The sequence below is a fragment of the Jiangella rhizosphaerae genome, assembly GCF_003579925.1.
In the GTDB taxonomy this organism is placed as follows: Bacteria; Actinomycetota; Actinomycetes; order Jiangellales; family Jiangellaceae; genus Jiangella; species Jiangella rhizosphaerae.
In genome coordinates this window covers 1-11,782 of sequence record NZ_QUAL01000148.1, presented here as the reverse complement: position 1 = coordinate 11,782, position 11,782 = coordinate 1, and the positions used below count along the sequence as shown (strand labels likewise).

Sequence of the window (11,782 nt, the reverse complement as noted above, 5' to 3'; positions counted from 1 at the left end):
GCCCGGCGCGTCGCCTCGGAGACTGGCCGGATGAGGGCCGAGGTGCTGATGTACGACGGCATCGCCGAGATGGACGCGCTGCTGACGTTCGACGTGCTGGCCCGCGCCCGGCTGCTGGGCGCGGACGTCGAGCCCGTGCTCGTGACCGCCGACGGGCGGCCGGAGGTGACCGGGTGCTACGGCACCCGGTTCGGCGGGCTGGCCCGCTGGGATGCGTCGCGCGCCGACGCGCTGCTCGTCGCCGGCGGCTGGGACCTGGACGTGATCGAGGCCAGCCCGCTGCCGGTACTGCTGCGGACGTTCAAGGAGCAGGCCGGCGAGCGGCTGCTGATGTGCGGGATCGACTCGGGCGCGCTGCTGTTCGGCGCGGCCGGCCTGCTGACCGGCCGCCCGGCGACGACGTACCGCCCGGACATGGAGTACCTGGCGAGGTGGGCCGAGGTCGTCGACGCCCGCATCGTCGACGACGGCGACCTGGTGACGTCGGGCAGTGGCTGGCTGGCCGGCCTCGACCTGGGGCTGTACCTGGTCGCGGAGCGGCTCGGCGCCCCGCGGTTGGCCGTGGAGATCGAGCGCTTCATCGGCCACGATCGGCGCGGCACCGTCTGGCGCCGCTGAACGAACGCGGTCCGAACATGGCGAAGGCCCGGACTGATGTCCGGGCCTTCCGTGGTAGCGGGGGCAGGATTTGAACCTGCGGCCTCTGGGTTATGAGCCCAGCGAGCTACCGAGCTGCTCCACCCCGCGTCGCTGAGAACAGTCTACGTGATCGGCTCCGGTGCGCCAAATCGCGCGGACGGCCGTTTTTCGGTGTCAGTGGCCGACGCCAGAATATGCGACATGACGGACTTTCACGTGCGCCCCGCTCGGCCGGCCGACCACGCCGCCGTCGCACGCATCACGGTCGCCGCGTACGACGCCGACGGGTTCCTCGACGGCGACGAGGAGTACGCCGACGAACTGTCCGACATCGCGAGCCGCTCGAACCAGGCCACACTGCTGGTGGCGGCCGACGAGGACGGCACCGTGCTGGGCGCCGTCACGTTCTGCCGTCCGCCGAGTCCGTACGTCGAGGTCGCCCGGCCGGGCGAGGCCGAGTTCCGCATGCTCGCCGTCGATCCCGCGGCGCGCGGACGCGGGGTGGGCGCAGCGCTGGTCCAAGCCTGCCTCGACCTCGCCCGCGAACACGGCGACGACGCCGTGGTGCTGTCGTCGCTGCCGCGCATGCACACCGCGCACCGGCTGTATGAGCGGCTGGGCTTCGTCCGCACACCCGAGCGCGACCACGAACCGATCCCGGGCTTCCTGCTGATCGCCTACCACCGCAGGGTGTGAGTGGCCGTCTCGTTGGGCCGTTCGCCGGGTGGCTCCCCGTCCCCCTGCTGCCCCATTCTCTTGCCGCGAACCCTCGCCTCAAGTCCGCCATGGAGTCGCTTCGCGACGACGGGCGGACTTGACCCGCGGCTTCGCCGTGGCCCTAGGCGCTATCAGGGGGACGGGGAGGATCTGGGCACGCCTCGGCGTTGTCCTGCCCGTTTCGCGTGCTTTGTCGGGCTGTGGACAGCGATGATCATCCACGATCGCCTACATCACGAGGATTACGTGAGCTTCAACATGCCTGTAGGGGTGTTGACGCTGGGGTAATCCTCGTGATGGCCCGCGAATCGCGGCGAAATCTCACCACGTGGACGCGCAACGACACCAACCTCACACAGAAACGCGGACGCATCGTTCGGTGACGCCCCGCAAACCGGCACACGCTCCGGTAGCCGAGGGATAGCGCCCCGTTTCAGAGCCGCGAGCGCCGGTTTCCGGGGCGTCACCCTGATCCCGGAGCGTCACGGTGACATCACCGACGAACAACCGACACCGGCGACTCGTCGTCACGCCGGATCACGCCCACGCCCTCAGCCAACGTCACGGCCAACACGCCCCGAGAGCCGTCGCCGCACTCCCCCTGTCCCCTTGATAGCTGCCCGTTCTTAGCCGCGTGTGCGCGGGTCAAGCGGTCATCGCCGGCGCGAAGCGCCCCCATAGTCCGCTTGAGGCGCGCACACGCGGCCAAGACAATCGGGCAGCAGGGGGACGGGACCAACGCAGCAGGGACAGCCAACGCGACGGAGCCGCCACCCCGGTACGGGTGACGGCTCCGTGCCGGTTGCGCTGTTACTCGCCGGAGGTGGCCCCGCCGGCGCCCTCGCCGCCGGTGAGCACCTCGGCCTGGGCGATCGCCTCGTCGAGCCGCTCGAGCGCCGCGCCGTACTCGGCCCAGTCGCCGGCGGCCTGTGCGTCGCGCGCGTCCTGCCAGGCGATGCGGATGGCCTCGAGCGCGGCGGTGAGGTCGGCCGGCTGCTCGGGCGGGGTGGTCGGAGTCTCCGTCGTCGGAGGCGTCTCCGTGGGCGGCGTCGGCTCCTCCCCGGTGGGCGGCTCCTCGGTGACCGGCGGCTCCTCGGTGCCCGCGCCGGCGTCGCCCTCGAAGATCTGGTCGAGCGCGCCCTGCAGGGTGTCGTCGAAACCGATGCTGTCGCCGAACTGCACCAGGACGCGGCGCAGCAGCGGGTAGGCGGCCTCGCCGGTGGCCCGGGCGACGTAGACCGGCTGGACGTACAGCAGACCGCCGCCGACCGGCAGCGTCAGCAGGTTGCCCAGCTGGGTCTCGGCATCGCCGGACCGCAGCAGCGTCAGCTCCTGCGCGACGTCGGCGTTGGACTCGAAGTCGTTGGCGACCTGGCCGGGACCGTCGATCTGCGTATTGCTGGGCAGTCTCAGGATCTGCAGCTGCCCGTAGTCCTCGCTGCGGGCGTCGGCGTTGACCGCCATGAACGCGGCCAGGTTCGGCCGCCCCCGCGGCGTGTACGTCGTCGTCAGCGAGTACATCGGTGCGTCGGCGCCGGGCAGCTGGATGGTCTGGTAGTACGGCGGCTGCTTGACGTCGACGTTCGAGGACGGGTCGGCCGGCACCACCCAGCGGTCCTGGCCGCCGTAGAACGTGGAGGCGTCGGTGACGTGGTACTGCTCGAGCATGTTGCGCTGCAGCTTGAACAGGTCCTCGGGGTAGCGCAGGTGGTCCATCAGCGGCGTCGGGATCTCAGAACGCGGCTGCACGGAGTCGGGGAACGCGTTCATCCAGGCCTGCAGCACCGGGTCGTCCTCGTCCCAGGCGTACAGCGTGACGGTGCCGTCGTAGGCGTCGACCGTCGCCTTCACCGAGTTGCGGACGTAGTTGATGAAGTCGTCGGGCTGCGCGGCCAGCGCCGGCCGGGCCGTCCGCGAGTCGCTGGTCGCCTCGCTCAGCGACACCCGCTGGCTGTAGGGCAGCGAGTTCAGCGTCGTGTAGCCGTCGAGGATCCACACCACGCGACCGTCGACCACGGCGGGGAACGGGTTGGCGTCGACCGTGAGCCAGGGCGCGACCTTCTCGACGCGCTCGCGCGGGTTGCGGTCGTAGAGCAGCCGCGACTCGGAGTTGATGCGGTCGGACAGCAGGAAGTTGGCCTCCTGGAACCGGGTGGCGTAGAGCAGCCGGTTCCAGAACGAGCCGATCGGCACGCCGCCGTCGCCGTCGTAGGTGTTGCGCCGCTCGCCGCCGGTATCGGGGTCCTCGGGGATGTCGTACTCGACCGGGTCGGTGCCCTCGGGCGCACCGACGATGGAGTAGCTGGGCGAGTTCTCGCCGAAGTAGATGCGCGGCTCGTATTCGCCGAGGACGCCCTGCGTCGGGATGTCCTCCTCGGCGAAGTTCGGCGACCCGTCGGACTCGCGGGTGTTGCCGTACGCGGCGACGACGCCGAACCCGTGGGTGTAGACGGTGTGCTCGTTGATCCAGTTGCGCTGCTCGGCCGGGATGCCGTCGGAGTCGACCTCGCGGACGGCCACGACCATGTCCTGCTCGGCCACGACGCCGTCGTCGCCCTCGACCGTGTAGCGGTCGACGTCGAGCGGGTCGCTGAACGTGTAGAAGCCGCGGACCTGCTGCAGCTGCTGGAACGCCGGCGGGATGACGCTGGGATCCATGAGGCGGATGCCGGGGATGGTCGCGGAGTCCTGCGCGAGCTGACCCTCGCGGATCTCGGTCGTGGCGACGTACTCCTCGGTCGCGACGTCCTGGATGTCGTAGGCATCGCGGGTCGCCTCGATGTTGCGCTCGATGTACGGCCGCTCACGGCTGGCCTCGCTCGGCCGGACCTGGAACTGCTGGACGAGGAACGGCCACAGGCCGCCGAGCAGGACGGCGGACAGCACCAGCAGGCCCAGCCCGATGCCCGGCAGCATCCAGTTGCGCTGCCAGACGTTGACGAAAAAGAGGATGGCGCAGATGGACGCGACGAAGATCAGGATGGTCTTGGCCGGCAAGACGGCGTTGACGTCGGTGTACGACGCGCCGGTGAAGCGGTCGTTGTCCTGCATGACCAGCGCGTACCGGTCGAGCCAGTAGGCGGCGGCCTTGAGCAGCACGAACAGTCCGATCAGGACCGACAGGTGCGCCGTGGTGGCCGGACTGACCTTCTGCCCCGCCGTCTGCAGCCGGATGCCGCCGTAGATGTAGTGCGTGATGGCCGCGACGACCAGCCCAAGCACCACCACCGCGAAGCCGTAGCTGACGACGTAGCGCCACCACGGGTAGTCGAAGGCGAAGAAGCCGAGGTCGACGCCGAACTGGGCGTCGTCCTGCCCGAACTCGCCGCCGTTGCGCCACAGCAGGAACGTCTGCCACTGCCCGGCCGCACTGGCGCCGGCCATGATCGCGAGCAGGATGGCGGCCGCCGTCAGCACCCAGGTACGGACCGGGTCGATGGCGTCGCGGTAGCGGTCGAGGCTCTGCTGTTCGACGCTCATCGGCCGGTACCGCGGCCGGACGCGGTAGGCGATCATGCCGTTGACGACGACGGACGCCGCCATGAGCAGGCCGAAGACCACGAAGAGCCCGATGCGCGTGATCAGCTGCGTCGTGAACACCTGGGTGAAGTCGACCGACTGGTACCACAGCCGGTCGGTCCAGAACGTCACGATGAGCACGTACGACGCGACGAGCACGCCGAGCACGATGAGCGTGGGCAGCAGCGCGCGCGACCGTCGTTGGGGCGCTCCACGGAATGGTCCGGCGGGTCGGGGCATGTCCTGGCTCACCCCTGGAAAACTATCTCACCGGCTCCCGCGGTTCCGACCCGCGGTCGGAACATCGCTGTCAGCGGACGTTTCTGCGTGAACCGTGACCGGTTCGTCGCCCGGTCGTGACCGGTTTCGCGGGCCGTCGCCGCGCGTGCGACGATGCCGTCATGAGCACGGACGACCAGCCGAGCGCCCTGGTCCGCGCGATCGCGGAGATCGAACAGCACGTCCGCGGCGACGGGTGGGATCAGCCGGCCCGGCTGTACGCCCTTGCGCCGACCGCCGACCTGCTGTCGCGCGAGCCCGCCCTGGCGGCGAGCATCGGCATCGAGCCCGGCGCGCCCGCCGACTCGCTCACCCCCATCGAACAGGACGTCGCCGGCCGGGCCATCGAGGATCTTCTCGTCGAGATCACCTGGCCCGACACCGTCACGGGCTGCGCGCTGGTCCTCGAGCGCATCGTGCTGCCGCCGGGCGCCGAGGAGCAGATGCCCGACGACGAGGGCGCCGCCGCGCGCTGGGCGCAGCAGCACCCCGACCGCTCCGACGTCCGCGTCGTCGTCGGCGTCATGCGCGACGGCACCCGCGCCTCGGTGCTGCGCATCCGCGGCCACGAAGCCGACGACGAACTCATCCGCGGGGCCGAACTGTCGCCCGAGCTCGGCAACGCCCTGGCCGAGACGTTCCGCTGAGCGTCAGGCCGGGCAGGAGGCGAGGTCGTCGGTGTCGCCAGCGACGAACGCCTCGATGGTGCTGACGGCGTCGTCGAGCGTCTCGATGGGGACCACCCGCATGTCGCCGTTGTTGCCGCCGACCGCTTCGTCGCAGTTGCTGGCCGGGGCGAGGAACAGATCGGCTCCGTCGTGGTTGGCGGCGGCGATCTTCTGCTGGATGCCGCCGATCGCGCCGACCGTGCCGTCGGGCCGGATCTCGCCGGTGCCGGCGACGTGGGCGCCGTCGAGCAGCGCGCCCGGGGTGAGCGTGTCGTAGATGGCGACGGCGAAGATCATGCCGGCGCTCGGGCCGCCGATGCGTTCGTCGATGCCGATCTCGATGTCGACCGGCAGGTCGAAGCCGAGCACCGGGCTGAACCCGACGAGCGCCCGGCCGTCGTCCTCGGCGGCGATGGTCTCGATGCGCTGGGTGAGTTCCGCGCCGTCGCGCTCGACGACGAACGTGACGGTCTCGCCGGGCTCGTGGGCGGTGACGGCCTCGACGACGTCCTCGGGGGTGGCGATGGCGTTGCCGTCGACGGACACGACGACGTCACCGGGCTCGAGGATGCCGTCGGCCGGGGCGTCCTCGACCACGGCGTCGACGACCACCTTCTCGGGAACGTCGTAGCCGAGCTTGCGCAGCGCGGCGACCTCGGCGTTCTGCTGCGAGTTGGCGAGCATCGCGGCGTTCTGCTGCCGCGACTGCTCGGCCGTCGTGCCCTCGGGGTAGACCAGCTCGCGCGGGATGACGGCGCGGTCGGGGTCGAGCCACGCCCGCAGCGCCGTGAGGAGGTCGAGCTCGGCGTCGGCGGACGTCACGCCGACCGTCGTGAGGTCGAGCACGCCCTCGGTCGGGTATGTCTCGGCGCCGTCGATCTGGATGACCTGCTGGCCGTTCCACTCCCCCAGCGTGTCCTCGACCGGCCCGGGCGAGTACACGACGTAGGGCAGCTGGAACAGGGACGCGACCGCGACGAGCGCGACGATCAGGGCACCGGCGACGGCCAGCGTCGCGGATCGGCGGGTCATCGGTGTGGGCGGTCCTCACGGTGAACGGGCACGGACACCGTAAGAGTACGTGGTCAGCCCTGGTCGCCCGCGACGGCGGCCGCGGCGGCGCGGGCGAGATCGTCGATCTGCTCCTCGAGCCAGTCGAGCGCCGCGGCCCGCCGCGCGGCCGTCGACGTCTCGGCCGGTTCGCTGACCCAGACGCGGACGTGGGACAGCCGGCCGTCGTCGAGGACGTACACCACCGACACGTCGTCCTGGACGGCATCGCTGGGCGCGAGGTCGTCGGTGACGGACCGCACCCGGTGGACCCAGAGGCCCTCGCCCGCCGCCTCGCACGGCAGCGACTCCAGGCCCTTCTCGATGCCCGGTGCGCAGAGGTCCTCGAGGCTCATGGTGCCGGCGGCGTAGACGTCGCGGTTGACGATGGCGCCGCGGTATCCCGCCGGCAGCCCGGCCCGCACCTCGGGCGACGGCACCGCCGACAACGGCATGTCCGTGCCACCGGCGACCCAGCCCGGGCCGAGGTCGGCGGCCAACTCCGCGCCCANCGCCTCCGCCGCGGCGGCGGCCGCCGCGGCCGCTTCGTCGGCGAGCTCCTGCGCGGCGCGCTCCGCCTCGGCCGCGGCGGCCAGGCCCGCGGTCAGCTCGCGCCACACGCCGTCGGTGACCACGGCGGCCAGCTGCTCCAACGACAGCGGCGGCTGCTCGCGGCTAGGCTCGGACCGCTTCTCCGTGGGCGTGTTCATCTCGCTGAGCCGCACCGTCAGCCCATCGGGGGACGCCGCGGTCGCCTGCCATAGCAGCCGGCCGGGCTCGCGTCCGTCCTGGTAGTAGGGACCCGTCTCCAGCAGCATGACGGTGCCGTCGTCGAGCACGTGGTCCTCGCACGTCCCCTCGGCGCCGGTGGCGCACCGCGGCACGGCGCCGCCGGAGGTCAGTGCGACCGAGCCGTTCATCCAGCTGGCACCCAGCCCGTCGTCGTAGACGAAGTCGAGCCACACCGACGCCACGCCCTCGGACCCGGCGTTCACGTCGGTGACCTCGCCGGGCGGCAGGAGCGCGACGGCGGCGTCGACGACGGCGTCCGGGTCCAGCGCCGCCGGCTCGACCGGCTCCGCCGCCCAGCAACGGGACCGCGAGCACCGTGCCGGCCCCGGCCAGAAGGACCAGCGCCGCCCCGCCGACCGCCAGCCGGGTCCGTCGTCGCCGCTGCATGGCGCGGCCGCGCGCGACCCCGCCCTCGACGAGGTCGATGACGGGCGGGTCGATGCGCAGGGCCTCGGCCCGCAGGGCCAGCTCGAGTTCTTCCTCGATGGTCACTCAGCTCACCTCGTTCTGGGTCGTGGGGGTCAGGCCGTCGGTGCCCAGAACGGCGCGGAGCCGGTCGAGCGCACGGAAGCTGCGCGAGCGCACGGCGCCCGCGGACAGCCCGAGTTCCGCCGCGGTCTCGTCGACGCTGCGGTCTTCCCAGTAGCGCAGCACCAGAACGGCGCGGTCCTTCGCGTCGAGCCTGGCCAGCGTGTCGATGAGCGTGACCCGCAGCGCGACGTCCGTCTCGCCGGCCGGCAGGTCCGGTAGCGCGTCGGAGGGTCGCTCGGCCGAACCGCGCCGCCGCCGGTGCGTGATGAACGTGCGCACCAGCGTCGTGCGGGCGTAGGCGACGGGATCGTCGGGCCGGCTGCGCTTCGTCCATGCGCGGTACACCTTGCCGAGCGTCTCCTGCACGAGGTCCTCGGCCAGGTGCCAGTCGCCCGTCAGCAGCCAGGCCGTCCGGAACAACCGGCCGCTGCACGACGTGGCGAACTCCTTGAAGCCTTCCGCGCTGCCGGCCACCGCCAGCCTCCGTTCGTCGTCCTCACCCAGAAGGACGCTATGAGGAGGCCCGGACGTTTCAGCCGGTTCGCGTCACGGCGAGCCGACCCACTCCTCGCCGCCGTCGTCGAAGCGCTGGTGTTTCCAGATGGGGACCTCGCGCTTGAGGTCGTCGATGAGCTGCCGGCAGGCGGCGAACGCCTCCTGGCGGTGGTCGGCGGCGGCTGCGACGACGACGGCGATGTCGCCGATCTCGAGGTGGCCGACGCGATGGACGGCGGCCAGCGCGCGGACCGGCGTGCCGGCGGCGACCTTCTCGGCGACCGTACGGAGCACGTCGGCGACCGTCGGGTGCGCCTCGTAGTCGAGGCTGGTGACGTCGCGGCCGCCGTCGGCCTCGCGGACCGTGCCGACGAACACGACGGTGCCGCCGGCGCCGCGGTCGGACACCGCGGCCAGCACCTCGTCGACGGAGAGCGGGTCGGGCCGCACGTCGAGCAGCCGGATGACGTCCATGTTCAAGTCCTCTTCCGGCGACGGGCCTTACGCACGACGACCGCCGTACCCAGGATCGCGACGGTGGCACCGGCGGCGCCGATGGTGGCCGCCGTGGCGGCGTCGCGCTTGCCGATGCGTCGCGACGCCAGCGCGTGCCGGCCACCGACCTCTTCCATGAGCGCCCGCAGCGCCTCGGCGTTGTCGTACCGGGGCTGCCAGCCGGCCTTGCGCAGCCGCTCGGCGGCCACGACCCAGGGCCGGGTGACGTAGTGCAGCTCGCTGGCCGGCGCCGGGGTGACGCCGAGGCGGTGCAGCCGCTGCGCCGTGCCGAACGCGAACGAGGCCGGCAGCTCGATGCGGCTGCGGCCGGACAGCTCCTCGACGGTCGCCTGGTCGAGGTGGCCGTCGCTGCCGACGGCGACCGGCCCGGCGACGTCGTGCAGCACGACGTACTCCAGCGCCGACGCGAGGTCGTCGACGTGGCAGAACTGCCAGGCGGGCTCGCTGCCGCGCACGACCAGCAGCCGCGGCGCCTCGAAGTGGCGGGTCAGGACGGTGTCGACGCCCGGGCCGACTACGGCGGCCGGGCGGACCACCGTCACCGACATACCGGGGTGCGACCGCGGCGCCCGGGCGCTGAGATCCTCGATCTCGAGGAGGTCGCTGATGATCGAGCCGTCCGGCTCCGCGCGCAGCGGTGCGTCCTCGTCGAGCGGGACGGGGTTGTCGGGCTGCGCGCCGTAGACCATCGCGCTGGTCAGGACGGCGACGTGCTTCACGCCGGCCGCCGCGGACGCCGTCAGGATGGTCTGCGTGCCGCGCACGTTGCGGTGCGAGCGCACGGCGGGGTCGTCGGTGATGCCGATGTCGACGGCCGCGTGCACGACGGCGTCGACGCCGGCGAGCCGCGTGACGATGGCGGGATCGGTGAGATCCATCACGCGCCAGGTGACGCCGTCGACGTCGCCGCGGGCGTCGTCGAGGCCCACCACCTCGGCGACGTCGTCGCTGGCGGCCAGCCGTGCGGCCAGCAGGCGGCCGACGCCGGAGGCGGCGCCGGTGACCGCGATCACCAGGCCGTTGCCGCCGTTGCGCCCAGCGCGAACCCGGCCCGACTGTCTGCCCACGAAATCCCCTTCAACGACTACCGTGGAACGCATGAGGCGCTCCCGAACGCTTCCCATCCTGCCTGAGGCGCTGCCATGAATGATGTCCCCTTCGGTTTCCGTTCCGCCGACGACCCGGACGACAACCAGCCCGAGAAGTCCGGTTCCGGCTCCGGTGGCTCCGGCGGGCCCGGCCCGAACGACCCGTTCGGCGCGCTCTTCGGCATGTTCGGCGGCGGCGGGCCGGGGGCTCCCGGCGGCCCCGGCGGCAGCCCCGACCTCGGCGCCATGTTCCAGCAGCTGGGCCAGATGCTGTCCTGGTCCGGCGGGCCGGTGAACTGGAACCTCGCCAACCAGGCCGCGCGCGAGGTCGTCTCGGCCGCCGGCGACCGCTCCGTCAGCGGCACCGACCGGCGCGACGTCGACGACGCGTTCCGGCTCGCCGACACTTGGCTCGACGACGCCACCACGTTCCCGTCCACCGGCGGCGCGCCGCGCACGTGGAGCCGCGCGGAGTGGGTCGAGGGGACCCAGGCCGCCTGGAAGGACCTCGTCGAGCCGCTGGCCGCCCGGGTCTCCGAGGCCATGAGCAAGTCGCTGCCGCCCGAGGTCGCCCAGGCCGCCGGCCCGCTCATCGGCATGATGCAGCAGGTCGGCGTCTCCATGTGGGGCGCTCAGGTCGGTCAGAGCATCGGCCGGCTCGCCGGCGAGGTGGTCGGGTCCGCCGACGTCGGTGTGCCGCTGGCCGCCGGGCACCCGGCGCTGCTGCCGGCCAACGTCCGCGCCTTCGGCGAGGGCCTCGGGGTCGAGCCGCGCGACGTCACGCTCTACCTCGCGCTGCGTGAGGCCGCCTACGTCCGGCTGTACGGCCACGCGCCGTGGCTGCGCGCGCACATCGTCGCGCTGGTCGAGGAGTACGCCCGCAACGTGAGCGTCGACACCAGCGCCATCGAGGAGAAGATGCGCGAGATCGACCCGCAGCGGCCCGAGGCGTTGCAGGAGGCGCTCGAGGGCGGGCTGTTCGACGTGCCGACGACGCCGGAGCAACAGGCCGCACTCGACCGCCTCGAGCTGGCGCTGGCGCTGGTCGAGGGCTGGGTCGACGACGTCGTCACACAGGCCACGGCCGACCGGCTGCCGTCGGCGCCGGCGCTGCGCGAGACCGTCCGCCGCCGCCGCGCGTCGGGCGGGCCGGCCGAGCAGACCTTCGCGACGCTCGTCGGGTTGCAGCTGCGGCCGCGCAAGCTGCGCGAGGCCGCCGACTTCTGGGCGGCGGTCCGCGAGGCCCGCGGCACCGATGGCCGCGACGCCGTCTGGGCGCACCCCGACCTCATGCCGTCGGCCGACGACCTCGCCGACCCCGCGGCCTTCCTCGTCACCGACGAGTGGGACATGTCCGGGCTCGACGACACCCCGGCGCCGCCGGAGGACGAGAACGGCGGCAGCCCGTCCTAGGTGTACCCGGCCATCACGTTGGTGGCAGGCGGCTGATCGGTGGGAGGCCGCCGAGTGCGCTGTGGCGTCGTCGAG

General features: G+C 72.4%; 9 protein-coding genes, 1 tRNA gene and 1 pseudogene. 4 read left to right on the top strand and 7 right to left on the bottom strand.

What is annotated here, in order from left to right; translation table 11 throughout:
• The first annotated feature begins 30 nt into the window (after positions 1–30).
• On the top strand, positions 31–618 hold the full coding sequence (locus tag DY240_RS15080) for a DJ-1/PfpI family protein (protein WP_119660676.1): 588 nt from the start codon (positions 31–33) through the stop codon (positions 616–618).
• A gap of 52 nt (positions 619–670) precedes the next feature.
• Here DY240_RS15080 and DY240_RS15075 read toward each other — a convergent pair.
• Positions 671–747: transfer RNA gene (locus DY240_RS15075), tRNA-Met, on the bottom strand.
• A gap of 93 nt (positions 748–840) precedes the next feature.
• Between DY240_RS15075 and DY240_RS15070 the strand changes: the two genes are divergently transcribed.
• Positions 841–1,335 (top strand): GNAT family N-acetyltransferase, encoded by a 495-nt coding sequence (locus DY240_RS15070; protein WP_119660675.1) that lies wholly within the window; start codon positions 841–843, stop codon positions 1,333–1,335.
• Between the two features lie 831 nt (positions 1,336–2,166).
• Here the strand turns inward: DY240_RS15070 and DY240_RS15065 are convergent.
• Entirely contained in the window at positions 2,167–5,034 is a 2,868-nt protein-coding gene (locus DY240_RS15065; RefSeq protein WP_233552751.1) for a UPF0182 family membrane protein, read from the bottom strand.
• A gap of 242 nt (positions 5,035–5,276) precedes the next feature.
• On the opposite strand from DY240_RS15065, the gene DY240_RS15060 reads away from it, so the two are divergent.
• A complete protein-coding gene (locus DY240_RS15060) occupies positions 5,277–5,801 on the top strand; it encodes a PPA1309 family protein (RefSeq protein ID WP_119660673.1) in 525 nt (174 codons plus the stop codon).
• A gap of 3 nt (positions 5,802–5,804) precedes the next feature.
• Here the strand turns inward: DY240_RS15060 and DY240_RS15055 are convergent, their stop codons facing one another.
• The 5 genes and pseudogenes from DY240_RS15055 to DY240_RS15035 form a co-directional block, all read right to left on the bottom strand.
• A complete protein-coding gene (locus tag DY240_RS15055; protein ID WP_119660672.1) occupies positions 5,805–6,854 on the bottom strand; it encodes a YlbL family protein in 1,050 nt (349 codons plus the stop codon).
• 530 nt (positions 6,855–7,384) lie between these two features.
• Positions 7,385–7,867 (bottom strand): annotated as a pseudogene (locus DY240_RS33355) (hypothetical protein); the annotation flags it as partial.
• 289 nt (positions 7,868–8,156) lie between these two features.
• Positions 8,157–8,669, bottom strand: coding sequence for a SigE family RNA polymerase sigma factor (locus DY240_RS15045; RefSeq protein ID WP_119660670.1), 513 nt, complete (start codon positions 8,667–8,669; stop codon positions 8,157–8,159).
• A gap of 72 nt (positions 8,670–8,741) precedes the next feature.
• On the bottom strand, positions 8,742–9,164 hold the full coding sequence (locus DY240_RS15040; protein ID WP_119660669.1) for a molybdenum cofactor biosynthesis protein MoaE: 423 nt from the start codon (positions 9,162–9,164) through the stop codon (positions 8,742–8,744).
• A 2-nt stretch (positions 9,165–9,166) separates the two neighbouring features.
• On the bottom strand, positions 9,167–10,273 hold the full coding sequence (locus DY240_RS15035) for an NAD-dependent epimerase/dehydratase family protein (protein WP_233552749.1): 1,107 nt from the start codon (positions 10,271–10,273) through the stop codon (positions 9,167–9,169).
• Positions 10,274–10,348: 75 nt separating this feature from the next.
• Here DY240_RS15035 and DY240_RS15030 point away from each other — a divergent pair, with 75 nt between their 5' ends.
• On the top strand, positions 10,349–11,707 hold the full coding sequence (locus DY240_RS15030) for a zinc-dependent metalloprotease (protein ID WP_119660667.1): 1,359 nt from the start codon (positions 10,349–10,351) through the stop codon (positions 11,705–11,707).
• Positions 11,708–11,782: the final 75 nt, after the last annotated feature.

What these genes read in the sequence shown, in the direction of transcription:
- DY240_RS15070 (WP_119660675.1), top strand. Translation starts at nt 841, where the DNA reads ATGACGGACTTTCACGTGCGCCCCGCTCGGCCGGCCGACCACGCCGCC.
- DY240_RS15060 (WP_119660673.1), top strand. Translation starts at nt 5,277, where the DNA reads ATGAGCACGGACGACCAGCCGAGCGCCCTGGTCCGCGCGATCGCGGAG.
- DY240_RS15055 (WP_119660672.1), bottom strand. Translation starts at nt 6,854, where the DNA reads ATGACCCGCCGATCCGCGACGCTGGCCGTCGCCGGTGCCCTGATCGTC.
- DY240_RS15030 (WP_119660667.1), top strand. Translation starts at nt 10,349, where the DNA reads ATGAATGATGTCCCCTTCGGTTTCCGTTCCGCCGACGACCCGGACGAC.
- DY240_RS15040 (WP_119660669.1), bottom strand. Translation starts at nt 9,164, where the DNA reads ATGGACGTCATCCGGCTGCTCGACGTGCGGCCCGACCCGCTCTCCGTC.
- DY240_RS15080 (WP_119660676.1), top strand. Translation starts at nt 31, where the DNA reads ATGAGGGCCGAGGTGCTGATGTACGACGGCATCGCCGAGATGGACGCG.